The organism is Streptomyces sp. NBC_00091 (assembly GCF_026343185.1).
Classification (GTDB): Bacteria; Actinomycetota; Actinomycetes; order Streptomycetales; family Streptomycetaceae; genus Streptomyces.
This window is the reverse complement of the sequence record NZ_JAPEMA010000001.1, coordinates 3,096,722-3,122,066: the sequence shown is the minus strand read 5'-3', so window position 1 is coordinate 3,122,066 and position 25,345 is coordinate 3,096,722. Positions and strand designations below refer to the sequence as shown.

The 25,345-nt window shown below is 72.3% G+C and carries 23 protein-coding genes and 2 pseudogenes; 12 read left to right on the top strand and 13 right to left on the bottom strand.

The features are described 5' to 3' along the window. The 3 genes from OOK34_RS14475 to OOK34_RS14465 are packed head-to-tail and all read right to left on the bottom strand — an operon-like array spanning position 1 to position 3,637. A complete protein-coding gene (locus OOK34_RS14475; RefSeq protein WP_267034281.1) occupies positions 1–1,731 on the bottom strand; it encodes an L-aspartate oxidase in 1,731 nt (576 codons plus the stop codon). Beyond that, positions 1,728–2,726 (bottom strand): pantoate--beta-alanine ligase, encoded by a 999-nt coding sequence (panC, locus tag OOK34_RS14470; RefSeq protein ID WP_267034280.1) that lies wholly within the window; start codon positions 2,724–2,726, stop codon positions 1,728–1,730. Before panC ends, OOK34_RS14475 begins: the two co-directional genes overlap by 4 nt. Then, entirely contained in the window at positions 2,723–3,637 is a 915-nt protein-coding gene (locus tag OOK34_RS14465) for a Rossmann-like and DUF2520 domain-containing protein (RefSeq protein WP_267034279.1), read from the bottom strand. Before OOK34_RS14465 ends, panC begins: the two co-directional genes overlap by 4 nt. 176 nt (positions 3,638–3,813) lie before the next feature. Here OOK34_RS14465 and OOK34_RS14460 point away from each other — a divergent pair, with 176 nt between their 5' ends. Next, positions 3,814–4,998, top strand: a complete 1,185-nt coding sequence (locus OOK34_RS14460; RefSeq protein ID WP_267034278.1) for a low specificity L-threonine aldolase — start codon at positions 3,814–3,816, stop codon at positions 4,996–4,998. Between the two features lie 414 nt (positions 4,999–5,412). Here OOK34_RS14460 and OOK34_RS14455 read toward each other — a convergent pair whose 3' ends face one another. Next, positions 5,413–5,826 (bottom strand): NUDIX hydrolase, encoded by a 414-nt coding sequence (locus tag OOK34_RS14455; protein WP_267034277.1) that lies wholly within the window; start codon positions 5,824–5,826, stop codon positions 5,413–5,415. A 45-nt stretch (positions 5,827–5,871) separates the two neighbouring features. On the opposite strand from OOK34_RS14455, the gene OOK34_RS14450 reads away from it, so the two are divergent. The 4 genes and pseudogenes from OOK34_RS14450 to OOK34_RS14435 form a co-directional block, all read left to right on the top strand. After that, positions 5,872–6,165: a hypothetical protein gene (locus tag OOK34_RS14450; RefSeq protein ID WP_267034276.1), complete on the top strand. Its 294-nt coding sequence runs from the start codon at positions 5,872–5,874 to the stop codon at positions 6,163–6,165. A 374-nt stretch (positions 6,166–6,539) separates the two neighbouring features. Further along, complete coding sequence (locus OOK34_RS14445; protein ID WP_267034275.1) at positions 6,540–7,697, top strand: serine hydrolase domain-containing protein; 1,158 nt, start codon at positions 6,540–6,542, stop codon at positions 7,695–7,697. A 76-nt stretch (positions 7,698–7,773) separates the two neighbouring features. After that, complete coding sequence (locus tag OOK34_RS14440) at positions 7,774–8,577, top strand: DUF4239 domain-containing protein (RefSeq protein WP_267034274.1); 804 nt, start codon at positions 7,774–7,776, stop codon at positions 8,575–8,577. Positions 8,578–8,647: 70 nt separating this feature from the next. Beyond that, positions 8,648–8,788 (top strand): annotated as a pseudogene (locus OOK34_RS14435) (prevent-host-death family protein); the annotation flags it as partial. A gap of 39 nt (positions 8,789–8,827) precedes the next feature. Here the strand turns inward: OOK34_RS14435 and OOK34_RS14430 are convergent. The 5 genes from OOK34_RS14430 to OOK34_RS14410 all read right to left on the bottom strand — a co-directional run bounded on the left by OOK34_RS14430 (position 8,828) and on the right by OOK34_RS14410 (position 11,642). Next, a complete protein-coding gene (locus OOK34_RS14430) occupies positions 8,828–9,502 on the bottom strand; it encodes a pentapeptide repeat-containing protein (RefSeq protein WP_267034273.1) in 675 nt (224 codons plus the stop codon). 24 nt (positions 9,503–9,526) lie between these two features. Further along, positions 9,527–9,784 carry a DUF6087 family protein gene (locus OOK34_RS14425; RefSeq protein WP_267034272.1) on the bottom strand — a complete coding sequence of 86 codons (258 nt, stop codon included), beginning with the start codon at positions 9,782–9,784 and terminating at the stop codon, positions 9,527–9,529. Positions 9,785–9,793: 9 nt separating this feature from the next. Next, positions 9,794–10,993 (bottom strand): methyltransferase domain-containing protein, encoded by a 1,200-nt coding sequence (locus OOK34_RS14420; RefSeq protein WP_267034271.1) that lies wholly within the window; start codon positions 10,991–10,993, stop codon positions 9,794–9,796. A 303-nt stretch (positions 10,994–11,296) separates the two neighbouring features. After that, entirely contained in the window at positions 11,297–11,515 is a 219-nt protein-coding gene (locus tag OOK34_RS14415; RefSeq protein ID WP_267034270.1) for a hypothetical protein, read from the bottom strand. After that, positions 11,508–11,642 carry a hypothetical protein gene (locus OOK34_RS14410; protein WP_267034269.1) on the bottom strand — a complete coding sequence of 45 codons (135 nt, stop codon included), beginning with the start codon at positions 11,640–11,642 and terminating at the stop codon, positions 11,508–11,510. The genes OOK34_RS14415 and OOK34_RS14410 overlap by 8 nt, the downstream gene beginning before the upstream one ends. 144 nt (positions 11,643–11,786) lie before the next feature. Between OOK34_RS14410 and OOK34_RS14405 the strand changes: the two genes are divergently transcribed. Further along, complete coding sequence (locus OOK34_RS14405; protein ID WP_267034268.1) at positions 11,787–13,052, top strand: helix-turn-helix transcriptional regulator; 1,266 nt, start codon at positions 11,787–11,789, stop codon at positions 13,050–13,052. Here the strand turns inward: OOK34_RS14405 and cutA are convergent. Together cutA and OOK34_RS14395 are read right to left on the bottom strand one after the other, a co-directional pair. Further along, a complete protein-coding gene (gene cutA / locus OOK34_RS14400) occupies positions 13,049–13,366 on the bottom strand; it encodes a divalent-cation tolerance protein CutA (protein ID WP_267034267.1) in 318 nt (105 codons plus the stop codon). The genes OOK34_RS14405 and cutA overlap by 4 nt on opposite strands. 501 nt (positions 13,367–13,867) lie before the next feature. After that, positions 13,868–14,077 (bottom strand): hypothetical protein, encoded by a 210-nt coding sequence (locus tag OOK34_RS14395; protein ID WP_267034266.1) that lies wholly within the window; start codon positions 14,075–14,077, stop codon positions 13,868–13,870. A 257-nt stretch (positions 14,078–14,334) separates the two neighbouring features. Between OOK34_RS14395 and OOK34_RS14390 the strand changes: the two genes are divergently transcribed. Further along, a complete protein-coding gene (locus OOK34_RS14390) occupies positions 14,335–15,459 on the top strand; it encodes a DUF5937 family protein (protein ID WP_267034265.1) in 1,125 nt (374 codons plus the stop codon). A gap of 74 nt (positions 15,460–15,533) precedes the next feature. On the opposite strand, the pseudogene OOK34_RS14385 reads toward OOK34_RS14390, so the two are convergent. Next, a pseudogene (locus OOK34_RS14385) lies at positions 15,534–16,806 on the bottom strand (RNA-guided endonuclease InsQ/TnpB family protein). A 232-nt stretch (positions 16,807–17,038) separates the two neighbouring features. Between OOK34_RS14385 and OOK34_RS14380 the strand changes: the two are divergent. Beyond that, positions 17,039–18,592, top strand: a complete 1,554-nt coding sequence (locus OOK34_RS14380) for a M28 family metallopeptidase (protein ID WP_267034264.1) — start codon at positions 17,039–17,041, stop codon at positions 18,590–18,592. Positions 18,593–18,640: 48 nt separating this feature from the next. Here the strand turns inward: OOK34_RS14380 and OOK34_RS14375 are convergent, their stop codons facing one another. After that, positions 18,641–19,570 (bottom strand): hypothetical protein, encoded by a 930-nt coding sequence (locus tag OOK34_RS14375; protein ID WP_267034263.1) that lies wholly within the window; start codon positions 19,568–19,570, stop codon positions 18,641–18,643. Positions 19,571–19,732: 162 nt separating this feature from the next. Here OOK34_RS14375 and OOK34_RS14370 point away from each other — a divergent pair, with 162 nt between their 5' ends. From OOK34_RS14370 to OOK34_RS14355, 4 genes are all read left to right on the top strand, one after another. After that, positions 19,733–20,944 carry a CapA family protein gene (locus tag OOK34_RS14370; protein ID WP_267034262.1) on the top strand — a complete coding sequence of 404 codons (1,212 nt, stop codon included), beginning with the start codon at positions 19,733–19,735 and terminating at the stop codon, positions 20,942–20,944. 131 nt (positions 20,945–21,075) lie between these two features. Beyond that, positions 21,076–23,316, top strand: a complete 2,241-nt coding sequence (locus OOK34_RS14365) for a HAMP domain-containing protein (protein ID WP_267036738.1) — start codon at positions 21,076–21,078, stop codon at positions 23,314–23,316. Between the two features lie 6 nt (positions 23,317–23,322). Beyond that, complete coding sequence (gene pgsB, locus OOK34_RS14360) at positions 23,323–24,828, top strand: poly-gamma-glutamate synthase PgsB (RefSeq protein WP_267034261.1); 1,506 nt, start codon at positions 23,323–23,325, stop codon at positions 24,826–24,828. Further along, entirely contained in the window at positions 24,825–25,307 is a 483-nt protein-coding gene (locus OOK34_RS14355; protein WP_267034260.1) for a poly-gamma-glutamate biosynthesis protein PgsC/CapC, read from the top strand. Before pgsB ends, OOK34_RS14355 begins: the two co-directional genes overlap by 4 nt. Positions 25,308–25,345 lie beyond the last annotated feature (38 nt).

The following is a 25,345-nucleotide window of genomic DNA, read 5'->3' as shown; positions in this document are numbered from 1 at the left end:
TCAGTGCTCCAGGTTCGGGGAGTCGAGGGGGACGTGTACGGGCGGGAAGTCCGCCGAGTCGGTGGGGGTGACGACCAGGGCCCGCCGCTCGGTCGCCGAGAGCCGCACCACGAGGTGGCGGCGCCAGTCGGCGTCGTCCCGGTCGGGGTGGTCCTCGCGCCAGTGGCAGCCGCGGGTCTCGGCGCGCCGCTGGGCGGCCGCGACCAGGACGCGAGCCACGCAGAGCAGGTTCGTCGCCTCCCAGGTCTCCACGCCCGGGACGGCGGTCTTGCCCTGGCTCTCCAGCTCGCCCAGAGCCGTCGTGTACAGGGTCTCCAGGGCTTCGGCGGCCCCGTCGAGGGATCCGGCGGAGCGGAGCACGCCGGCGCCGTCCGTCATGATGCGCTGGATCTCGTACCGCGCCTCGGCGGGCTGGAGCGGGCCGGTGGCGGGCACCGGTATGCCCGGGCCGCTGCCGGCGGGCGGGTTCGCGACGATGTCCTCGGCGATCCGCTCGGCGAAGACCAGGCCCTCCAGCAGGGAGTTGGAGGCCAGCCGGTTCGCGCCGTGCACCCCGGTGCAGGCCACCTCCCCGCACGCGTACAGGCCGGGGACGGTGGTGCGGCCGTGCAGGTCGGTCCGTACGCCGCCCGAGGCGTAGTGCGCGGCCGGCGCGACCGGGATCGGCTCGGTCACCGGGTCGATGCCGTGCGAGCGGCAGGCGGCGAGGATGGTCGGGAAGCGGTGCTCCCACATCCGCGCGCCGAAGTGCCGGGCGTCCAGGTACATGTGCCGGGCGCCCTGCTCCTGCATGCGGCGCATGATGCCCTTGGCGACGATGTCGCGCGGGGCCAGCTCGGCCAGCTCGTGCTGGCCCACCATGAACCGCACCCCGTCCGCGTCCACGAGGTACGCGCCCTCGCCGCGCACCGCCTCCGACACCAGGGGCTGCTGGCCCTCGGCGTCGGGGCCCAGGAAGAGCACCGTCGGGTGGAACTGCACGAACTCCAGGTCCGAGACCTCCGCCCCGGCGCGCAGCGCGAGGGCCACTCCGTCGCCCGTGGAGACGGAGGGGTTGGTGGTGGCGGAGAAGACCTGGCCCATGCCGCCGGTCGCCAGGATCACCGCGGGCGCGTGGACGGCGCCGACGCCGTCGTGCTGGCCCTCGCCCATGACGTGCAGGGTGACCCCGGCCGTACGGCCCTCGGCGTCCTGGAGGAGGTCCAGTACGAGCGCGTTCTCGACCGTACGGATGCCCGCGGCGTGGACGGCCTCGACCAGGGCGCGGGAGATCTCGGCGCCGGTGGCGTCGCCGCCCGCGTGCGCGATGCGGCGGCGGTGGTGGCCGCCCTCGCGGGTCAGCTCGATCTCGCCGGTCTCGGCGGAGGTGTCGAAGACGGCTCCGGCGGCGATGAGCCGGCGCACGGCGTCGGGGCCCTCGGTGACCAGGAGCCTTACGGCCGCCTCGTCGCACAGGCCCGCGCCCGCGACCAGGGTGTCGTCCAGGTGCTGCCCGGGGGTGTCGCCCTCGCCGAGGGCGGCCGCGATGCCGCCCTGCGCCCAGCGCGTGGAGCCGTCGTCCAGCCGCGCCTTGGTGACCACGACGGTACGGCGGCCCGCGGCGGCGCAGCGCAGCGCGGCGGTCAGGCCCGCGACGCCGGAGCCGACGACCACGACGTCCGCGTCGACGGCCCAGCCGGGGGCGGGGGCGTGCAGCCGTATGCCGGTGCCTGGGGTGCCTGTGGTGCTCACGCGTGTGCTCCGAACTCCAATGGGATGTTGTCGATCAGCCGGGTCGCGCCCACCTTCGCCGCGACGGCCAGTACGGCCTGTCCGGTGAAGTCGGGGCCGACGTCGGTGAAGTCCTGGGGGTCCACCAGGGCCAGGTAGTCCAGGGCCAGCGGTGGCTCCTGGCGGCCCGCCTCCTCCAGGACGTGCCGGGCGGCGGCCCGTACGGCGTCGGGCAGGCCGCTGCCGGCCGCCGAGACGGCGTGGGCGTCGGCCGAGGCGCGGATCTCGCCGAGCCGGGCCAGGGCGGTGGCGCGCTCGTCGCTGGCGGGGGCGGCCTCGGCGCGGGCGCGCAGCGCGGCCTGGGCGGCGAGCCGGTCGCGGCCGGCGAACAGGGCGCGCGACAGGGCCAGGGCGGTGCGCCGCTCGAGCGCCGAGAGGTAGCGGTTGCGGGAGGACAGGGCGAGCCCGTCGTCCTCCCGGACGGTGGGGACGCCGGCCACCTCGACGGGGAAGTTCAGGTCGGTCACCATGCGCTGGATCAGGGCCAGTTGCTGTGCGTCCTTCTGGCCGAAGAGGGCCAGGTCGGGGCGGGTGAGGTGGAGCAGCTTGGCGACGACGGTGAGCATGCCGTCGAAGTGCCCGGGGCGGGTCTCGCCCTCCAGGCGCTCGCCCATGGGCCCCGCGGTGATCCGTACCTGCGGGCTGCCGCCGGGGTAGACCTCGTCGATGGCGGGGGCGAACACGGCGTCGGCGCCCGCCTCTTCGCAGATGCCGAGGTCGGCGTCGAGGGTGCGGGGGTAGCGGTCGAGATCCTCGTTCGCCCCGAACTGGAGGGGGTTGACGAAGACGGTGACCACGACCTGGCCGTCCGGTCCGACCTGCTCGCGCGCGCTGCGGATGAGCGTGGCGTGGCCCTCGTGGAGGGCGCCCATGGTCATCACGACGGCGCGCCGGCCGGTGCGCGGCAGCTTGTGGAGCTCTTCTGCGGTGTTCAGCGGCAGGAGCGGGCCGGTCATCGCTCGGCGTCCTTCGGGTCGGCGGGGTCCGCGAGCACGCCGAGGAGGTCCTCGGCCAGTTCGGGCTTGAGCAGGCCGTGCGCGAGGGCGCGGTCCGCGGTCGTACGGGCCATCGCGAGGTACCCGGCGACGGTGGCGGGGGCGTGCTTGCGCAGCTCGGAGACGTGCGCGGCGACGGTGCCGGCGTCACCGCGGGCGACGGGGCCGGTGAGGGCGGCGTCGCCGGAGCGCAGGGCGTTGTCGAGGGCGGCGCCGAGCAGCGGGCCGAGCATCCGGTCGGGGTGCTCCACGCCGGCGGTGCGGAGCAGCTCCATGGCCTGGGCGACCAGGGTGACCAGGTGGTTCGCGCCCAGGGCGAGGGCGGCGTGGTAGAGCGGACGGCTCTCCTCCGCGATCCACTCGGGTTCCCCGCCCATCTCGATGACCAGGGCCTCCGCGGCGAGCCGCAGCTCGTCGGGGGCGGTCACGCCGAAGGAGCACCCGGCGAGGCGCTGGACGTCGACCTCGGTGCCGGTGAAGGTCATCGCGGGGTGCAGGGCCAGCGGCAGGGCGCCCGCGCGGCGGGCGGGGTCGAGCACGGCTGTCCCGTACCTCCCCGAGGTGTGCACCAGGAGCTGACCGGGGCGGACCGCGCCGGTCTCGGCGAGGCCCTCGACGAGGCCGGGCAGGGCGTCGTCGGGGACGGTGAGCAGCACCAGCTCGGCCCGCTCCAGCACCTGCGCGGGGGTGACCAGCGGTACGTCGGGCAGCATCCGCTCGGCCCGGCGCCGGGAGGCGTCGGAGACCCCGGAGACGGCGACGGGCAGGTGGCCGGCCTGCTGGAGGGCACGGGCCAGCGCGGGGCCGACACGGCCGGCGCCGACGACTCCTACGGTGAGCCGGGCGGGACGCGGTTGCTGGGATGAGTTCACGCGGGAAGGGCCTTCCGTTCCAGTCCGCGGGGGGTACCGGACGATACGTCGCCATGCTAGGCCCTTTCGGCGCGGTGGTGCCGGTCAGGCCCGCCGGGCGCGGGTCCCGCGGTCGCCCGGTCGCGCGGTCGCCCGGTCCCCCGGTTCCGGCGGGGCGGTCGGCGATGATCGGGGGCATGACTGATGAGGCGGCGCGGGCGGCGCGGGCGGAACAGGTGGAACGGGTGGAGGCGGCTGAGGGGGCTGACCGGCAGGAGCGGGAGGAGCGGCAGGCGGCGGCCTGGAAGGGGGCCGGGCGGACCCTCACGCGCGGCGTGCGCGAACCGACGGTCGGGGAGCTGCTGGCGGAGCTCGCCGAGGCCCCGTACGACATGGACGCCCCCGCCGACCTGTACGGGAACGGGGTCGTGGCGGACCTGGAGCAGCGCGTCGCGCAGCTGCTGGGCACCGAGGACGCGGCCTTCTTCCCCTCCGGGACGATGGCCCAGCAGGTCGCGCTGCGCTGCTGGGCGGGACGCACCGGCAACCCGGTCGTGGCCCTGCACCCCATGAGCCACCCGGAGCGGTGGGAGGGCGGCGCCCTGTCCGTGGTGTCGGGGCTGCGGACGACGCACCCGGTGACGGAGCCGCGCCAGCCGACGCCGGAGGAGGTCCGGGACCACCCCGAGCCCTTCGGCACGCTGATGCTGGAGCTGCCGCTGCGCGACGCGGGCTTCCTGCTGCCGACGTGGGAGGAACTGACGGGGCTGGTGGACGCCGCCCGGGAGCGGGACGCGGTGGTCCACTTCGACGGGGCCCGGCTGTGGGAGTCCACCGTCCACTTCGGCCGGCCGCTGGAGGAGATCGCCGCTCTCGCGGACTCGGTGTACGTCTCCCTGTACAAGTCGCTGGGCGGGCTGAGCGGAGCCTGCCTGGCCGGACCCCGGGGCTTCGTCGAGGAGACCCGGGTGTGGCGCCACCGGTACGGGGGCCAGGTCTTCCGCCAGTTCCCCCAGGCCCTGTCGGCCCTGGCCGGGCTGGCGCGGGAGCTGCCGCGGCTGCCAGCGTACGTGGAGCAGGCCCGGGTCGTCGCCGCGGCACTGCGGGAGGGCTTCGCGGCGGCCGGCGTCCCGTGGTCCCGGGTCCACCCGGAGGTACCGCACACGCACCAGTTCCAGGTGTGGCTCCCGTACGAGGCGGACCGCCTGACGGACGCGGGCGCCCGTCTGGCCGAGGAAACGGGCACCCTCCTGTTCCGCCGCTGGTCGCCGGAGGGCGCGCCGGGCCTGTCGATGACGGAACTCGAGATCACGGCCCCGGGCCTGACCTGGACCCCGGCCGACGTCCACGAGGCGGTGGCGGGCTTCTTGGCGCGGCTGTAGGCGCGGGCGCGCTATCTCCCCCTCGAGGGGCCGGGGGCGGGCCGGTGGCTGCCCACCCGCCGCCCTGTCTGCGGGTCCGGGGCTTCGGGGGCGGGGCGCGGCCTACCCGCACCAGACAGCGGCCAGATCCCCCTGCGGAGCACCCAGGCGCGCCAGATCGCTACGCGCTCCTCATGGCACGGCGACTGACGGCCGTCACGGGCTGGTCAGACGAGAAGATCCCGTCGAAGACCTGGCGGGCCGCCTCCTGAGATTCAGGAGAGAGAGGGCCGCGCCGCTGCTCGTGGTCGGCCAAGTACGCGTCCAGGATCCGGCCCCGCAGCTCTCGTCCCCGGCACGTTGCGGGCACAGCTGCGGAGGAGTCCTGAGGGGACTCGTCGGCGGAGGTGCGGTCCGGACCGGCGGCGTGGATGGTCAACGGAGGAGGACAGCGTCGAGGTGTTCCTGCACCGGGCCGAAGAGGCCGTACGGAACGTAAAGCGGGATCGCGGCGTGGGCAACCCACGCCAGCTCGGCCAGCTCGCCGGAGTCCGCGACGTACGCCTCGCCGCCGACCACCTCGCAGGCCGTGTAGGACATCAGGCGGCCGGTAGCCGGGTGGACCCGCTCGCCGAGCAGCTCCACGGCTTCGACGGCCAGGCCGGTCTCCTCCCGGGTCTCACGTACGGCGGCGTCCTCGCGGGCTTCGCCCGGCTCGACCTTTCCGGCGGGGAACTGCCAGGAGAGCTGTCCCTCGCTGACTCGGCGCCGCACCATGCGTACGCGACCTTCGTGCACGACGATGGCTGCGGCGATGCCCGGTTGGTCCTCGGGGTTCTGCTGCGTCACGTCTGCTCCTCCACGGCGCATAGGACGGGTGGGACGACCGTACCGATGGGGACGTACCAGGCAGGCGAGTTTCTCGGAACCCACAACGAAGCCCCCGCAAGGCGTGCCTTTCTGCACATCGCCTACGACGGCGGGGTGGTCATGCTCTCCCCGGAACTGGCCGGGTTCACCGACAGCCGGTTCGGAGACTTCACCACCGGCAACGTCCTCCGCACCGGCCTGCACGTCCTCGTGGCCGAAGCCGAGGAGCGCACCCCCTGGATCGCCGAGTTCTGGAGTGGCGTGGACGCCTGCCGCGCCACCTGCCCCTCCTGGAGGCGGCAGGTTCCATGGCCGTAGCCCGCTGGGAGAACCCCCGGAGCAATTCCGATTTCGAAAACCAGCCGACCTGGCAGGCCGCCGTCACGTTCGACAACCGCCCCACGTGGGACAACCGAACGGGGCGGTCCTGCCACCGCGCGGGGCCGCCCCGGCAGCGCCTTGAAGGAGCACACCATGGCCGCCCGCACGTTCGGCCGCGGCACCGTAACCCTGCCCGGGCTGGACGAGCCGGGCCTCTACCTGTCCGCCGTCGACACTCGAGGGGGAGATAGCGGGCCCGCACCGCGAGGCGACGTACATGCGCCTCCGCCGGGTGGTCCGGGCGGCTGGTTCGGGTGGTCTTCGGGCCAGGGGTGGGGGGGCCGGGGCCCGGCGGGTGGTAGTCCTCGGGCATGGCGGAGACCTTCGGGGTGTGTGAGCAGCGGTTCGGCGCGGTGCGGGAGGTGCTGGGCCGGCTGCTGGACGGCCCCGACCTCGGGGCATCGGTGGCGGTGTACGTGGACGGCCGGCAGGCGGTGAACCTGTGGGGCGGGTACGCCGATCCGCAGCGGTCCCGACCGTGGCAGGAGGACACCCTGGTCGGGGTCTTCTCCACGACCAAGACGATGACCGCCCTGTGCGCGCACCTCCTCTCGGACCGGGGGGAGCTGGACTTCCACGCGCCGGTGGCCCGCTACTGGCCGGAGTTCGCGGCGGCGGGCAAGGCGGACACGCAGGTGCGGCACCTGATGTCGCACACGGCGGGCCTGCCGTCCTGGCAGGAGCCGATGGACGGCGAGGACCTGTACGACTGGGAGAAGGCCACCGGCCTGCTCGCCGCCCAGGAGCCCTGGTGGCCGGCGGGCACGGCGTTCGGCTACCACGCGGTGACCTTCGGGTACCTGGTCGGCGAGGTGGTCCGGCGGATCAGCGGCGACTCCCTCGGCACCTTCTTCCGCAAGGAGCTCGCGGAGCCGCTGGACGCCGACTTCCACATCGGCCTGCCGGCCGCCGAGGAGCCCCGGGTGGCCCGCCACCGGGTCAGCCCCGCCCTGGCGGCCGTGACCGATCCCCCCGACCTGCCGCCGCGGCTCGCGGCCGAGGCGGCCCGGCTGTTCGGGAACCCGCCGCTGGACTTCCGGCGGACCGACAGCGCCGCCTTCCGGGCCGCGGAGATCCCCGCGAGCAACGGGGTCGGCACCGCGGCCGCCCTCGCCGCCGTGCTGTCCGTACTGGCCTGCGGGGGCGAGTCGGGCGGAGTACGGCTGATGACCCCGCAGGCCATCGGGCGGGTCTTCGAGGTGCCGTACGAAGGCCCCGACCGCTACGGCTTCATGGGCCGGCTGCGCTGCGGCAACGGCTACCTGCTGCGCAGCCCCGACCAGCCGTTCTCCCCGAACGCCGGCGCCTGCATGTGGGGCGGCCTCGGCGGCTCGGTGGCCATGGCGGACACGGACGCGCGGATGGGCTTCGCGTACGTCACGAACACGCTGAACCCGGGCCCGGTCACGGGCGACGACCGCTCGCAGGAGCTGTCCGCCGCCGTGTACGCGGCGCTGGCCGCCGGGTGACCTGCGGCCAGCGGTGATCGTTGAGCAGCGGACTGCCCACGCATGCGCAACACGGCACACACGGGGAGGGGCGACGGTGTCGCTCTGGCTGCTCAACCACTTCAGCACCTTCACGCTGTCCGTGCTGCTCGTCGGCGCGATCATGGCTGCCGCGGTGATCGGCAGCCTGGCTGCCCGGCGCGCCCACCCACGCCTCGCCGAGGGCGAGCACAACGAGATGGTCGGCGTCGTCCTCGGCATGTTCGGCGCGATCTACGGGATCATCCTGGCGTTCGTGGTCGTCACCCTGTGGACCCAGCTCGACCACACGCAGACGGTCGTCTCCAAAGAGGCCACCGACCTCGCGCTGGTCGTGCGCAGCGCCGACGTCTTCCCGCCGGCCGACCGGGAGCGGATCCAGTCGGCCGTCGGCAGGTACGCGCACGCCGTCGTCGACATCCAGTGGCCGAAGATGCGCGCGGGCGAGCCGAGCCATGCGGCGACCGCGGATCACGTCGAGGGCATGTACCGGGCCCTGCAGGCGTACGAGCCGACAGACGCGCGGACCCAGACGTTCTACGAGGAGGCCGCGGCCAGCCTCAACGATGCGGCGGGCCAGCGCCGCGAACGCATCGACCTGGCCACCACCGAACTGCCCACGCTCCTCCAGGTCCTGGTCTTCGGTGGCGCGCTGGTGCTCATCCCACTGACCTTCATCTACGGGCTGCGCAGCCTGCGCATGCAGCTGCTGTTCGTGGCCTCGGTGGCCGCCCTCATCGGTTTCAGCCTGCTCCTGGTCCTGGTCCTCGACCGCCCCTTCGCGGGCGAACTGAGCGTGGACCCGTCCCCCTTCCGCGAGGGCGCCCTCGTCCAGTTCTGGCAGGCCGGCGCGCAGGGTTAGTCGTTCTCCCGGTCCGCCTGCGGCCGGCGAGAGGGTAGCTTCAGCAGCAGGGGACCCCCTCATGACCTTCTACACCCGCGGCCGCGCGCTGGCCGAGCAGGCCGAGGACGCCTGGCTCAACCGCCTTGCCGACGAGGCGGAGGCCGAAGGCCTCGACGGATCCGTGTCCCTTGAGGAGATGGCCGCCGCCCTGCGTGAGCTGCACGGCTGACGGCGTAGGCGATGTGCAGGGGCACGGGGTCCTCCCGGGTCAGTCGTCTCCGAGGGTGATGTCGAGTTCGTTCACCAGGGCCTCCGCGAGATCGGCCTGCTGCCCCGGGTCGATGCGGACCTTGGCGAGGTTCGCGACGCCTCGGATTGCGGACAGGGCGTTCTCGCGGAGGTCCGTTCCGCGGTACCGGCCGGCGCCGAACTCGGTGAGCCGGAGTTGGCAGTCGGAGAACACGACGTCGGACAGGTCGCAGTCGGTGAAGGTGGCCTCGGTCAAGACACAGCCGATGAAGGCGACGGGGCCGGCGGCGCGGACCCTCTCGAAGGTGGCGTAGTCGAACTTGCAGCCCTCGAACAGGACGTCATCGAGCGCCAGACCGTCGAGGGCGGCGCCCATCAGCTTGCAGTCACGGAGCACGACGCGGGTCAGCTTGCTCGCGCTCCACCGGGCCGCGCCGAGGTCGCTGCCGGAGATCTCCACACCGTGCAGGTTGAGGCCCTCGAAGTCCGTGCGCTTGGTGTGCAGGCCGGTGATGCGGCCCGTGACGAGCTGGGCGTCGGTGAGGTCGAGCGAGCGCAGGTCCGCGTACCCGTACGTGAAGTCCTGGACGATGCCGCGCGGACTGTCGAGGGTGTCGACGGCAGCCAGGTAGAGGCCCGGCTCGTCCAGCTCGGGCAGGGTGACGGTGACGCGGCCGAACGTGCGAGCGGCCATGGTGTGCTCCTACGTGGAGGTGGATCAGTTGTTGAGGAACTCGGCCGCGGCGGAGGCGTCGACGGCGACGCCGACCGGCGCCCAATGGCCGTCCTCGTCACGCTCGAGGAGGAGGCGGGGCTGGTCGGGTGCCAGGTGGGAGGCACCGCCGCCCGGAATGAGGGGGAGGGCTCGGCGGTGGCCGGTGATCCAGTGGTCCGAGGCACGTCGGCGTTCGCGGCGTTCCGCCCAGCGCTCCAGGGAGTTGCGGGGTGGGGTCGGGTCGGGTGCCTCGCCGTCCACGCCGTCCCCCTAACGCCACTGTGCCCCGGGCAGCAGGCTCCCGGGTTCGTCCACCCAAGGTGTAGCAGCCTCAGGGGTGATCGTGAGGCCGAAGCGGGTGAGCCCGGGTCTCCCCCGCTCGTCCCACCAGGCGAGGGCGGCTTCCACGGCGTCCCACAGACGGCGGGGGCCGTTCTGGTGAACGACGCCGGGTCCGTACTCATCCGGCCAGCGTACGCACGCCCATGAGCGGTCGGTGAGCGAGTAGAACCACGCGGCGCGGGTGCCGCTGTCTTCGCGGTAGACGGTATGGGTAAGGCCGGGGACGCACAGGCTGATCGTGAACTCGGCGTCGGTATCGGCGAGCTGGTCGGGCTGTACGGCGGTACCGGTGGAGCTGGGCCAAGTGGTGACGTAGTCGGTGTGCTCCGGCCACACCGTGCGGTGGGCCCGGGCCTTCATGAACTCGACCCCGGCGACGAACGGGCCCGAGGCGCTGCCGTCCGGGTGAACGGTGAGTCGAAGGGCTGCGTCACGGCTGGAGTAGTGGGTGCCGTACGGAGCGACGATCACCCCGCCGGCACGGACCTGCTGAATCCATGACGCGGGGATCTCGCGGACGCCGAACGTACACAACAGCCTGTCGTACGGAGCGTTTGCGGGGTGGCCGGCAAGGGCGTCGCCGACGGTGACGTCGGCATACAGCCCGGCGGCGCACAGACGCTCCCTGGCGGTCGCGGAGACGACGGTGTCCACGTCAATCGTGGTCACGCCTCGTGCGCCGCAGCGGTGCGCGAGGAGCGCGGCTGTCTCGGCGGTGCCAGTGCCCGCGTCCAGGACCCGCATGCCGTCGTCGGCGTTCAGGGCCGCAAGGAGCCGGAAGACGACCGACGGCTGCGACGAGGAAGACGTGGGCACCCTGCCAGGGCCCTTGCCTCGGTGGTCGCCGTCGTCCCACTGCGTGACGATCGACAGATCGGAGTCGGCATATCCGTACCAGGCATCGGGGTCGGTACGCCGGTCGACGGTGACCGTACGCGTGGTCGCCGCGTCGTCGGGGCACTGGCGCCGGTCAGCCGGCACGAATGCCCACATCAGGTCGGGTAGGAACGCGGCCCGGTCGACGGCCGCGAACACAGGCACCCAGTCCGAGGAGAGGGCGCCGGATTCCATGAGGCGGCGCCCCAGCTCGCTGCGGCTGGGGCGCCCCTGGTGCGCGGCACTGATCACTTGCGGTGAGTCCCGTCTCCGGGCGGGGTAGAGGTGTCCGGGTTCGGCGGCGGGGGCGGCGGAGCAGGCCGGCCGGGCGGGGGAGGAGGGCTGGACGGGGGCGGCGGAGGCGGGGTGTGCTTGCCGTACTGGAGCACGGGGATTCCCTCTCGGTCGGTGGTACCGGTCCGGCGACCCGGGGTAGGCGGCCGGGGGCTTGTGGTCCTGCGGGAGCGGTCGGTGCGGCGCAGGCCCCAAGGGGTGCCCTCACGAACGTCGGTCGTGTTGGGCGTTCACATGGCTTCGCGCTCTGTGGGCGAGGTTCTAGGAGCGGGCCTTGGCGGGCTCAACGTTGGCGACCGCGGTGGTGAACTCACGGCCGGACGTACCCCTGATGTACGCCAGCTCCATCCAGTGCTCGCTGCTGGTGCTTGAGACGTATTCGTTGATCACGGCCATGAGTTCGCCCTCGACGCCGGAAGCAATATCGCAGACGCGGCATCGGAGTAGCCGGTGTGGGACGTACTCGTAGCCTTCAGTCATCGGCGGTCTCCTCAAGGGAGGCAATGAAACGCTCCCAGCCGGCGTGCGCGCGGTTGAGCAGCTCCTGGCTGGGCTCGAGCCTGATCTCCAGCCTTGGCCAGGGGCTTTCCAGGGCGTCTTGCGTCACCGTTCGGCCTCCGGTTGCTCGGATATCCGCCGCGGTCGGGGCGGAGTGTGACCAGTGAACCTCCCTACGCGTTTGGGTAGATGGGCCAAGCGACATGGCCAGGCTTGCATCTGGATGCCGGGGACCGGCCGAGGAGCAGTGAGCATGACCGGGGAAGAGAACGGCGTGGAGACGGTCGGACCCTTGTTGCGCCGACTGCGCCGGGAGGGCGGGCGCACGCAGGAAGAGTTGGCCGCGGACCTCTCAGCCCGGCGCGGGTATCCGTTGGAGCAGGCGACGGTGTCGCGGTGGGAGAACGAGGAAAGGCTGCCGGATCCGGCCTCCCGCGCCCTGCTGTCCGCCGAGTTCGGCGTGCCGGAGCAGGAGCTGAAACGAGCCGTCCAGCTCGCCCGACGTCTCCGTCGGCAGCAGCCCAGCCATGAGCGCCAGGACGACGAGGAGCAGGATGTGGAACGCCGCGAATTCATCAGTGTCTCGGCCGGTGCCGCCATACAGCCTTCCTTGCTGCTCCGGCCGGGCCGCAGACTGGGCGCGGACGTGCCCCGGCATTTGGCCCAGCGAACCGCGCGGCTGCGGCGCCTGGATGACTTCATGGGCGGCGGTGACACCTACCTGATGTACGCGCGTGAGCTGTCTGCCACGACCAAGCTCGTAGGGGAGGGCGTCTACACGGAGGGTGTGGGGCGGGAGCTTCAAGGGCTCATCGCGGAGCAGGCGCAACTCGCCGGGTGGGCTGCGTACGACACGGGCATGTACGGGGAGGCCCGCAGCCACTACATGACTGCTTTGGCGGCCTCGAAGGCGGCTGGGGCCCGGTCCCTGGAAGGGAACTCGCTCGCGTTTCTGGCGTATTTGGAGTGGGCGACCGGAGGTCGCGCAGGCGTCACGTACGCGCAGGCCGGGTGGGAGATGGTGCGCAGCGACGCGCATCCGGTGGTCCGTGCGCTGCTCGCGGACCGGCTGGCGTGGCAGTACGCAATGTCGGGGCGCGCGCAGGAGGCGGACTATGCCCTGTCGCTGGCCACAGAAGCGATTCACGCCCAGGCAGGCAGTCCAGCGCCGGACTGGGCGTACTGGGTGGACCATGACGAGATCCTCATCATGACTGGACGCTGCTGGACGGAACTGCACCGGCCGCTGCGGGCGATTCCGGCATTGGAGGACGCCCTGGGGCGATACGACGACACCCGGGCCAGGGACAAAGCGCTGTACATGTCGTGGCTGGCGTCGGCATACCTGGACGCAGGAGAGGTCGAACACGCCACGGCCATCACTTCCCGGGTCCTCGACCTCTCCGCAGGGCTGGCGTCCACGCGTCCGGCGGAGCGAATCCGGATGATGCTGAAGCGGCTGGAGTCGCACCGAGCGTTGGCACCCGTGGGTGCGCTCTTGGAGCGCACTGAGGTCTAGCGGGTGGCTCGGTTGATCCACTCCAGGTATTCGGCACGGCCAGCATCGATAGCAAAGGCGATGACCTCTGGCGAGTCATAGGGGTGATGGGCCACAAGGTGCTCCTCCAAAGCCTCACGCCGGTCGTCAGTCGTCCTGAACGTCACCTGCCACTCAGTGCCCTGGGACACGTCGCCGAGGTGCCGATAAGTCGTCTCGATGGGACCGGTCACCTGCCCGGAGGCCGCCAGGCTCTTCTCGACCGCCGAGCGGGAAAGGGCACGGGCAGCTTCCTGGGTGTCCGTAGTCGTCAGCACGAGCAAGAAGTCAGTCATGGGGGCACGGTAGTCCGGGATCTCCTGGACCGCCTTGGAAACCAACGGGAGCCCTCTCGGGTCAGATGACAGCTTCCATATGCCCGTGACGGTCGTCAGTCGCCGTGGCATGGGGAGCGCGTAGCGATCTGGCGCGCCTGGGTGCTCCGCAGGGGGATCTGGCCGCTGTCTGGTGCGGGTAGGCCGCGCCCCGCCTCCGAACCAGGACCATGAGGGCCCGGATGCCCGGCAGGCCGGTCCCGGCCCCTCGCCTGATCGGTGAGAGACCCGTCCCTGTCCCTTGGACCGTGCCGTTCTTTTGGGGGTTCCCGGCAGTCCTTTGTCTTTCCGGGGCGGGGCGGTCGGTCAAGAGTGGAGCGCAGCGACATCGCGTAGCGACGCGACGAAGGAGCGCTCTTGAGGGACCGGCCCGAACCGGAAGGACGATGGGACTGCCGGGAACCCCCCAAACCAGCCCTGAGACCGCCCAGCCGGAACCCCACCCCCGCGCCGCGCGCCCGCTCAGCAGGGCCTCGTGCGGTGGAGGAGGCGGCGGAGGGCGTGGCGCCAGGGGTGGGTGGCGGGGCGGCCGTCCAGGACGGCGCCGAACTGGGCGGTGGTGCGCAGCGAGCGCAGGACGGCCAGGTCGTCGCGGCCCGGGGGCGGGGGCGGCGGGGTCCCGTGCTGGGCCGCGCGGTAGGTGTCGACGAGGTACTGCTCTATGGCGGTCATGACTCCACCCTCACCCCGTCGGGCGCAGCTCGCGCGTCGATTGACGTTCCCCGTCAATCGAAGCCCCCCACCTGCGGTGATGCTCCGCCGAACCGCTCGGACGGGCGCACGGGCCCACGTACACCGGTCGCCCCCCCCGGCAGGTGCCGGGCTCCGCCCCGCCCCCGCCGGACGGAGTCCGGCGCAGCAGCCCGAAGCCCGGGAGGCCCGCCAGGGCCGAGCGGTGCGAGGGGTGCGTCAGGAAGGAGAATGGGGCGATGAGCGTCACCATCGACATCGCCGGGCTCCCCGCGGAGCGGATCGGCTTCGCGCCGTCCCCGCTCGCCGAGCTCTGCATGACCCTGCACGCGCTCTCGCAGCCCGCCCACCACCCGGGGCTGCAGTCCTGGACGACTTCCACCACAGCTTCGCTCGACCCCTGCTTGGCGGACCGGCTCCTCGAGGCCGAGTTCATGTGGCGCAGCTCCTTCTCCGACATCTTCATGGCCTTCGCCGGGGTCCCGGGCGGTACCGGCCGCCCGGGGGCGACGCTGGCCGAGGAGCTGGACGTCCTCGACCGGATGGACGACGAACGCTTCGTGATGGCCGCGCTGGAGCACTGCTGGCTGGCGCTCTACAACGAGGGCGGCGGCCCCCACCCGCTGAAGGACGGGGCCGCGCGGGCGAAGGCGCTGGAGACGGCGGCCGCGCGCGGCCCCCGCCAGCTGCAGTTCTCGATCCGGCTGCTGGACGACCCGGCGGCCGTCCGCGTGTGGATGCGGCGGCTCCTGGAGGACTGCGACGAGGCCTTCTTCGCGGAGACCTGGCGGCGGATCGAGCCCCGGCAGACGGCGGACGCCCGGCACAAGGCGGAGGTGCTGCGCCGCAAGGGGCTGCCGGCGGCGCTGCGGGAGGTCTCCCCGGCGCTGAGCGTGGACGATGCGCTGACGACGATCACCGCCGACAAGATGGTGCACGGCCAGGCCACGGCCACCGATCCGCGCATCGGGGCCGGGCTGCTCTTCGTTCCGACGAACTTCGGCTGGCCGCACCTGCTGGTGCTGCACGCGCCTGGCTGGCAGCCGGTGGTGCACTACCCGCTGGACTCGCCCGAACTGGGCTCCGGGCCGGGCTCGGTGGAGCTGCTCCAGCGCCGGATGGAGGCGCTGGCGCACCCGATGCGGATGATGCTGTGCCGCAGTCTGGCGCGGGCTCCGTACACGACCAGTGAACTGGCGCGGGTGTACGGGATATCCGCGCCGGAGGTGTCCCGGCACCTGGCCGTCCTGAAGAAGGCGGGCCTGATGCACACCCGGCGCCAAGGGCGCTATGTGCAGCATCAGTTGGATCTGTCCGTGGTCGCACGCATAGGTTCCGATTTCATAGAGGGAATTCTTCGCTGACCACCGGCTGACCACACGCCGGGCGAGGTACCGATATCCGTTTCACAAACCGGAAGCATTGAATCCTCCCCTCCCTATAGGGAGGGGATTCCTGGCTCACGTTGGCTGTGGACCGGCGGTCCGTCAGCTCTTACACGGTCAGCACCAGCCGGGTTGAGACCAGCCCGGACGTGGGGGCACCTCCCAGCGGTAGCTGGGGGACATGACGTGGGCGGAGTTCTTGTCCCTGGGGGACACGGTTCCGCATGCGGTGCACGAGTAGGTTCGTTCTGAGAGGGGTAGTGCGTGCTTGGTTCTCGCTCCGCACTTGGCGCAGTCCATGGTGGTGTGCGCGGGGTGGACCAGGTGCACGGCGCGGCCGTGCTTGCGGCCCATCTCGATCAGGGCCGTCTTGGTGGCGCCGATCGCGGCGTCTGCGGCCTTGCGGGCCATCGTGGACTTGGCGAGGAGCTTCGGCCTGAAGTCCTCGACGGCGAGCGCGTCGTGGTCGCGGACCACCTTCTTGGCCCACTTGCGGGCGGTGTCCTGACGCTGCCGGGCCACCTTCTTGTGCGCCTTGGCGGCCTGTCGCCGCGCGGCGCGGTAGCCCTTCGAGGGGGCCTTGCCCTTGGGCGCGCGGCGGCGGGCCATCATCCGCTGGTAGTGCGCCAGCCTCGCGGCGGCCTTCTTCCCGTGCTGGGCGTGGGGCAGGTCGTGGTCGTCGGACGTGGTGGTCGCGGTCTCCCTCACACCCCAGTCGATACCGATCACCGCGCCGGTGCAGGGCAGCGGCTCGGTGGTCGTGGGGACGACGAAGCTGGCGTACCAGTGGCCGAGGCTGTCGCGGTAGACGCGTACCGACGACGGCGGCTCGGGCAGATCCCGCGACCACACCACGGTCACGCTGATGTTTCCGGCCAGGTGCAGACGCCCGTCTTTGAGCCGGAAGCCGCGCTGCGTGTAGTTGAGCGTGGGGTCCGCTGCGTGCTTCTTCTTGTACTTCGGCATCCCGGCACGCTGCCGTACCGGCAACCGGGCCTTGACGTCCTTGAGGGCCTTCGCGCGGGACTTGGCGAAGTCCCGGATGATCTGCTGCTGCGGAACGCTGCTTCCCTCACGAAGCCACGCCATCGAGCGTCGGGCCCCGGTCAGCATCTTGTCGAGCTGCGACGGACCGCACGTCACCTTCTCGCCGGCCGTCTTGTTGTGGGCGTGGACCTTGCGGGACATCGCCACACACTCGTTCCACACCCACCGGCACCGCGTCCACTCCGCCTCAAGCCAGGCCAGCGCGCTGGACGACACACGAAGCCGGAAGGTGTACCGGGCATGCCCGGCCTCCCCCTCGGCCACCGCTGCTGTCGACATGCTCCCCAACCTAGCCGCCCCCACTGACAACGAAGGAAAGCGCTGGTCACAGCAGATGTGCAACGAACTCCGCCGCTACGCGGCTCCGTCCCGAGGACCCGTTCCTCCCCGGGCTGAAGCCCGGGGCTTCCTGGGAGACATCCGGTGAAAACTCTGGCGAGCGCCGCCCCTTGGTGTCTAACGTGCGTCCACCACTCCCCAGCACGGGCTTGTCCGCTGTGAAAGGACCTTCATGCCCTCTCGCCGTATAGCCGCAGCAACCGCCGCCCTCGCGGCCGCGGCCCTCGTCTCCCCGCTGCTCCTCGCCGGTCCGGCCGGCGCCACCGGGAGCCCGCAGAGCGATGCCGCCCGGGGTGACGCGCTGGCCAAGAAGCTGGTCAAGGAGGCGACCGGCAAGGGCGCCAACAACCACCTGAAGGTCTTCCAGTCGATCGCCGACTACAACAACGGCACCCGCGTGGCCGGTTCGAAGGGGCACGTCCAGTCGGCCCAGTACGTGGAGGCCGTACTGAAGGCCGCCGGGTACGAGGTCAAGCGCAACGAGTTCGACTTCGTGTACGTCGAGACGATCTCCGAGAAGCTGAAGGTCAACGGCGCGAGCGGCCGTGACGTCCCGCTCAAGCTGATGACGTACACCGCCAGCACCCCGGAGGGCGGCATCACCGCGCCCGTCGCCGTCGTCCCGGTCGACGCGGACGGCACCAACGGCTGCGACGCCGCGGACTTCGCGGCGGGCGCCTTCACCGGCAAGATCGCGCTGGTCAAGCGCGGTGGCTGCACCTTCGCGACGAAGCAGGCGAACGCGGCGGCGGCCGGCGCGGCCGGCGCGGTCATCTACAACAACATCGCGGGCTCCCTCAACGGCACCCTCGGCGACGCGAACGCCGGCAAGATCCCCACCGGCGGCGTCACCCAGGAGGAGGGCGAGAAGCTGGCCGCCGAGGCGGCGGCCGGCCCGGTCGAGGTCACCCTGGACATCCGCGAACTGCGCGAGAACCGCAAGACCTTCAACGTCGTCGCGGAGACCAAGGGCGGCGACGCGAACAACACCGTCTTCCTCGGCGCGCACCTGGACTCGGTCGCGGCCGGTCCGGGCATCAACGACAACGGCTCCGGCTCGGCGGGCATCCTCCAGGTCGCGCAGCGCCTCGCGAGCAGCCAGTCGAAGGTCAAGAACAAGGTCAAGTTCGCCTGGTGGTCGGCGGAGGAGTTCGGCCTGCTCGGCTCGGAGGCGTACGTGGCCTCGCTGACGCCCGAGCAGAAGAAGCAGATCAAGCTCTACCTCAACTTCGACATGATCGCCTCGCCGAACGCCGCGTACTTCGTCTACGACGGCGACGACTCGGACAAGGTCGGCTCGGGCCCCGGCCCGGAGGGTTCGGCGCAGCTGGAGAAGGGGATCACCGACTTCCTCGACGCGCAGAAGATCCCGCACGAGGGCAGTGACTTCACCGGCCGCTCGGACTACGGCCCGTTCATCGAGGCGGGCATCCCCTCGGGTGGTACGGACACGGGTGCCGAGGGCATCAAGACCCCGGAGCAGGCCGCGAAGTTCGGCGGCCAGGCGGGTGTCGCCTACGACGTGAACTACCACGGCAAGGGCGACGACATCAACAACATCGACCAGAAGGCGCTCGACATCAACGTCGACGTCATCGCGAACGCGGTGGGCCACTACGCCTTCGACCTGGCGCCGCTGTCGCAGCCGGTCGAGTCGAAGCCGACGACGGGATCGGGCAACGGCGGCGGTCTGCGCCCGGGCCACGACCACGACCTCGAGCAGTAGGAGCACCACCGAGGGGCCGGCATCCCGCAGGGGGCGCCGGCCCCTCGGCTATGGCCGGGCCCAGCCCGTGACGACGTACGAGACTGCGTGCGCGGCCTCGCCGCGCCGGCGCGGGTCGGCCCGTACGGAGCGGGACAGTTCCAGGTGCAGGAAGCGCGTCCCGTGCTCGGCGGCCAGCCTGCCCTGTGCGTTGGTGCGCCCCGACAGCCTGCATGCGGCGGCCCAGGCCCGGCACGGCTCGATGCCCCGCTCCGCCAGCTTCCCGGCGAGCCGGCGGGCGTCGCCGACCGCCGCGTCGCCGTCCCCGGCGCCGGTGGAGACGACGGCGTCGGCGCCGGGGACGGAGGAGTCGGCGAAGCCGTGCAGCTGGACACCGGGCAGGCCGCGGCGGGTCAGCTCGGCGATCACGGCGTGGAAGACGGAGTCGGTGCGGTGCGCCATGTCGGCGACGTCGCCGGAGCCGTCCCGCTCCTCGTCCTCGGCGCCGGACCCGCCCGAGCCCCCGGACCCGCCGGACCCACCCGAGCCGCCCGAGCCGCCCGAGCGGCTGCCGCCCTCCGCCCCCGCCTTGCGGTGGGCCCCCGCCAGGACCATGACCCCGCCCGGGGCGGCGCGCAGCACCGCGACCCCGAGCCGCTCGGTGTCCTGGTCGGCGACCGGGTGCGGTACCTGTACCGACCAGCGCGGGGGCGCGTCGAGGTCGGCGTAGACGCGGCCCCAGCCCCGGCCGGCGGACTCGGGCCGCGCCGCGACCTCGGCGAAGCGGCGGCCGCCGGGCCGGTCGGTGAAGGTGTCGAGGCGGTAGCCGACCTCGGCCAGTCGGGTCCGCGCCCCGTCGATGTTTCCCTCGAAAAGGGATGAAACCCCCTCGACCAGGGCGGCTTTCTCGGCCGCGGTCGGGGTCCGGTATCCGCCCGTCGTGCCGAATTCGGCGGTGAAGCGGGTGACCCGGCGGAGCAGGTCCGTGTCCTTTGCCACAGGCGACGGGGAGGGCGCGGAAAGCGCGGGGCGATTTTCGGCCGAATTGGTCGGCATGAAACCGACATAAGCGACCACTATCATGATCACTACGCAAATGGCCGCACTGATCGTTATGGTTTCTGTGAATTTCGCACGCGTCACTTGGCTGAAAATAGCCCAGTGAAAGAGAGCCCCACCCGTCCGCTCGCCGCATTCCTGGCCCTCCCCCTGAGCCTCGCGCTCGCCGGATGCGGCCTCCTCGGCGAGCCGGAGCGGGCCCCGGCCACCGGTGCGGGCCGCTCCTTCACGGTCGCCGCGGCCGGTGACATCCTCATCCACCCCCAGCTCACCGACCAGGCCGCCCGCGACGCGCAGGCCGCCGGACACACGGGGTACGACTTCGACCGGATCATGGCGGGGGTCAAGCCGGTCATCAGCAGGGCCGACCTCGGGATCTGCCACATGGAGCCGGTCCTGGGCCAGCCGAACGGGCCCTTCCAGACCTACCCCGACTTCCTCGTCCCGCCGCAGATCGCCAAGACGATCAAGAACGTCGGCTACGACACCTGCTCCACGGCCTCCAACCACACCCTCGACCACGGCCCCGAGGGCGTCTACCGCACCCTGGACACCCTGGACCGGGAGGGCCTCAGGCACACCGGCTCCGCCCGCAACCAGGCGGAGGCCGGCAAGCCGCTGATCCTCGACGTCAAGGGCGTCAAGGTCGCGCAGCTCTCCTTCGCCTTCGGCTTCAACGGGCGCGAGGTCCCCAAGGACAAGCCCTGGCTGGCCAACCCCATCGACTTCAAGGCCATCGCCGCCGCCGAGAAGAAGGCCCGCGCGGCCGGCGCCGAGGTGGTGATCCTCTCCGTCCACTGGGGCCGCGAGCACCAGCCCAACCCCAGCAACCCCCAGCTGGAGCTGGCCCGCGAGATCGCCGAGAAGACCGGGATCGACCTGGTCATCGGCCACCACGCGCACGTCGTCCAGCCGATGGAGAAGGTCGCCGGCACCTGGGTCGCGTACGGGCTCGGAAACCAGCTCGCCCGGCACGACGTGCCCAGCGGCCTGACCGAAGAGGGCGCGATCGGCTGGTTCGACTTCGCCGAGAAGAACGGCAAGTGGGAGGTCCGGGCCCGCTTCGTGCCCACCTTCACCGACATCCCGCCGGACCCCGAGACCACCCCCGGGACCGACCTGCCCGCCGCGAACACCAAGCCGGTACGCGACCACCGCCTGGTCGACGTCGCCACCGTCCTCTCCGACGGCACCAAGCTGCTGCCCGAACAGCGCGCCCGCTACCGGCTCGCCTTCGAACGCACCCAGGGCACCATGCTCAACCGCGGCGCCGCCAAGGACGGGCTCCAGCCCCTGCGGGGCCTGCCCGGCTGACCCCGACGCTCCCGCAGCCCACACCCACGACCCCCGCGTACGTACGAACCCCCGCCCTCCCTGCCAGGAAGGACCCCGCTGTGGCCGCTTCGCCCACCAAGCGACGGCGCAAGGCCGGCCGCAGGGCCGACATGTCCCTGCTCGGCGGCATCAGGCCGCCGATCACGGTCCTGTCGGTGCTGCTGCTCGCCCTGGCGGGGTTCACCGCGTTCAGCCTGGGCAGCGTGCGCGAGGACCGCCTCCCCGAGGCCGTGCTCACCTCCCAGCAGCACTTCGCCGAGGACGGCGCGATCGCGCTGCGCGCCTCCCTGGACGAGAGCGTCACCGACCTGAACCGGGCCGCGGCCCTGTTCTCCACCGGCAAGCCCGTCGCCCCCGACGCCGTGCTCGACCGGATCGGCAGCGTCTACCAGAAGTGGCGCGGCACCGCCGTCGTGGAGATCGGCTCCGGCCGCCTGCTGGCCGCACGCGGCGAGAACCTCCCGCTCACCGCCATCGACCGCACCGAACTGTCCGGCGAGGCCGGCCTGGCCCCCCGCATGGTCACCCTGGCCAACGGCGAGACCCGCCTCCTGACGCTGTCCCTGCTGGCCTGGCAGGACCAGCCCCAGCAGCTGCTGGTCGCCTCCAGCAGCCTGCGCTTCCCCGGCATCAGCCTCGGCGGCTTCCGCAGCATCGCGGTCGTCGGCCAGGGCGGCACGGTCCTGAGCACCGACGGCATCCCCGAGCCGGAGATGGTCCTCACCGACCTCCAGCGCGCCGACGTCAAACGGGACACCAAGCAGCTGGCCTCCTTCGCCAAGAGCGCCGCCCGCAAGGCCCGCGCGAACCCGCTGACCGTGAAGGAGCCCGGCTCCGGCGGCTTCCCCGGCGTCAGCGGCAGCCTGACCGGGGGCGAGTGGGGCGGTGAGCGCGCCGCGGCCGGCTACGCCCGCCTCTCCGGACCCGAACCGGGCGTCGCCACCCACGCCACCAGCCTCGAGCTGACCGTCGTCGCCATGGTCAACATCGCCCAGAACCCGGCCCGCACCTCCGACGCCGTCGCCGGACTCGTCCTGGCCGGCGCCCTGCTGCTGGTCGGCGCCCTCGTCGTGGCCCTGCTGGTGGCGACCGTGCAGCGGCCGCTGATCACCCTGTTCCTGGAGAGCCGGCGGCTGACCCGCGGCGACCTCGCCCGCCCCGTCACCGTCCCCCGCGGCAGCGAGGCGGCCCGGATCGCCGCCGCCCTCGAACGCCTGCGCGTCCACCTCCGCGGCGGCGACAGCGCCCCCGGTTTCCGCGCCAGGCGCAGGCGCCGTACGGGGGCCCGTACGCTCCTCGCGGTCTGCGGGGTCCTGCTCCTGGCCTGGTGCGTCCCCCTGGGCCTGGTCGTCAACCGGGCCGGGGAAGACGTCGTCGTACCGCAGCAGCTGGTCAACGACCAGCGCGAGCGCACCGACACCCTCAACGACCGGATCCGGCGCGCCCTGAACGAGGGGCAGGCCGACCTGCTGTCCGTGGCCTCCCTGATGGGCCAGGACACCAGCCCGGAGCAGATGGCCGCCTTCCTGGAACGCACCGCCCAGGAGCACCTGCGCTACGGCTCCCTCTACGTCCTCGACCACACCGGCAAGGCCCTCGCCCAGGCGGGCGGCGACCCCCGGGCGCCCCTCGGCAAGGGCCCCCGCAAGGAGCCCGTCGCCCTCTACGACGGCGCCAAGGAGCCCGTCATCGTCGCCACCGCCGAGATCCCCGGCCGGGAGGGCGCCGCCGTCGTCGGCGAGTTCCGCATCGACTTCCTCAACTCCCTGCTCAAGCGGCCCGGCCTGGGCGAGATCCGGGTCGTGGACTCCAAGCACCGGGTCATCGGCTCCAACAGCGGCTACCGGGCCTTCGAGGAACTGGACGACGAGCGGCTCGACGCCCTCGTCACCGGCTCCGCGCTCAAGGTCGGCATGGCCCCGCGGCCCGGCAGCATCCTCTACCGCAGCGGCGGCGACCACGTCATCGCGGCCGCCGCCCCCTTCGCGGGCGGCGGCGCGGCCAAGGAGCTGGACTGGACCGTGGTCAGCTGGCAGTCCGCCAAGGGCCTGGCCATCCACGAGTACAGCCTGCAGAACCGCACCGTCCTCGCCGGACTCCTCGGCCTCGCCGTCGGCGCGGCCTGCCTGGGCTGGCTCCGGATCATCGTGGTCGCCCCCCTGCGCGAACTGGCCTCGCGCGCCGAGGCCCTCGCCGACGGCGACCTGCGCACCGTGCTCTACCCGCGCCACCACGACGAGGTGGGCGCCGTGACCCGCAGCCTGGAGATCATCCGGCAGCAGCTCCAGCAGCGACAGCAGCAGCGCAAGCAGGCCGGCGCCGCGCCCTCCGCCCCGGTCGGAAGGAACTGATCCGCCGTGCTCTTCCTCTACTGCGTGCTGCTCGTCTGCTGCACGCTCATGCTCATCGCCGGGATCGTGGAGCAGCGCCGCCACTTCGCCAGCCTGGAGCGGATACCGAACCGGGTGCTGGTCAACGGCATCCGCGGCAAGAGCTCCATCACCCGCCTGTGCGCGGGCGCCCTGCGCGGCGGCGGCCTGGCCACCGTCGCCAAGACCACCGGCACGGCGGCCCGGTTCATCCACCCGGACGCCACCGAGGAGCCGGTCTACCGCAAGTTCGGCATCGCCAACGTGGTCGAGCAGATCGGCATCGTGCGGCGCGCCGCCGCCTACCGGCCGGACGCGCTGGTCATGGAGTGCATGGCGGTCATGCCGGCGCTCCAGGAGATCAACCAGTCCAAGCTGATCCAGTCGACCATCGGCGTGCTGTGCAACGTCCGCGAGGACCACGTCGCCGAGATGGGCCCGACCCTGGACGACATCGCCCGCTCCCTGTCGCGGTCGATGCCGTACGGCGGGATCTGCGTGACCGCCGAGAAGGAACGTTTCGACGTGCTCCAGGAGGAGGCGGACGCGCGGGACTGCCGGCTCGTCTACGCCGACCCGGACACGGTCTCGGACGAGGAGCTGCGCGGCTTCAGCTGGTTCACCTTCAAGGAGAACGTCGCCATCGCGCTCACCGTCGCCGAGCTGCTCGGCGTCGACCGGGCCACCGCCCTGAAGGGCATGTACGAGGCCCCGCCGGACCCGGGCGTGCTGTCGGTCGAGCGGTACCTGGCCCCGGGCGGGAAGCGGCTGCGGTTCGCCAACGTGTTCGCGGCGAACGACCCCGAGTCCACGCTGATGAACATCAACCAGCTGCTGGACCTGGGCGCGGTGGACCGCCCCCTGAACGTGGTGATCAACTGCCGCCCCGACCGGGTCGAGCGCAACGGCCAGATGGGTGCGATCGTTCCCGATCTGCGGCCGGACAAGGTGTTCGTGATCGGGCACCCGGCGAAGAGCGCCATCGACGCGATCCCGGCCGAGTGGCGCGACCGGGCCGTCGACCTGGGCGGCGACCAGCGCGACGGCGAGGAGTTCGTGCACGAGCTGCTGGGGCACCTCGGCGCCGACTCCTCGCTCGTGGCCATCGGCAACATCCACGGGCAGGGCGAGGTGCTGCTGGAGCACCTCGCGGAGCTGCCGGCGGACGAGTCCGAACCCGCCGGGCCGACCGCCCCCGAGCCGGCGGCCCCAGAGCCGCCGTACGTCCAGGCCCCGTACGTCCAGGCGCCGTACCCGCAGGCCCCGTACGCGCAGGCCCCGTACGCCCAGGCGCCGTACGCCCAGGCGCCGTACGCACAGCACCCGCAGCAGCCGCACCCGCAGCAGCAGCCCGTCGGCCCCTGGCCGCCCGCCGATCCGTACGGGATCGGCGCCGCCACCCCCGTACCGGCCTGGCCGCAGGCACAGCCGCAGCCGCAGCCGCAGCCGCCGGCACACCAGCCGTACCCGTACCACCCCGGAGGACCCCGTTGATCCCCGCCGTCCTCACCCCCGAGATCGCCGCGATCGGCATCGCGCTGGGTCTGCTGTTCTCCCTGCTCTGCTACCTCACGACGAACCTCTCCCCCGGCGGCATGATCACCCCGGGCTGGCTCGCGCTCACCCTCATCGAGGACCTCCAGCGGGCCGCCCTCGTCGTCGGCATCACCGTGCTGACGTACGTGCTGACCCTGCTCACCCAGAAGTTCGTCATCCTCTACGGCAAGCGCCTCTTCGCCGCCGTCGTCCTCATCGGCGTCCTGCTCCAGGCCACCGTGGTGATCGTGCTCCAGCTGGAGTTCCCGCTCCTGTACGCGAACCAGACCCTCGGCTTCATCGTCCCCGGCCTGATCGCCTACCAGCTGGTCCGCCAGCCCAAGGGCGCCACCCTGCTGGCCACCGGCAGCGCCACCCTCATGACGTACGTCGTGCTGACCGCCGGAATCCTGCTCGGCGTCATGCCCACCGCATAGCCCCCGCCCCCGCCCCCCACCCCCCACTGCCCCGGAGC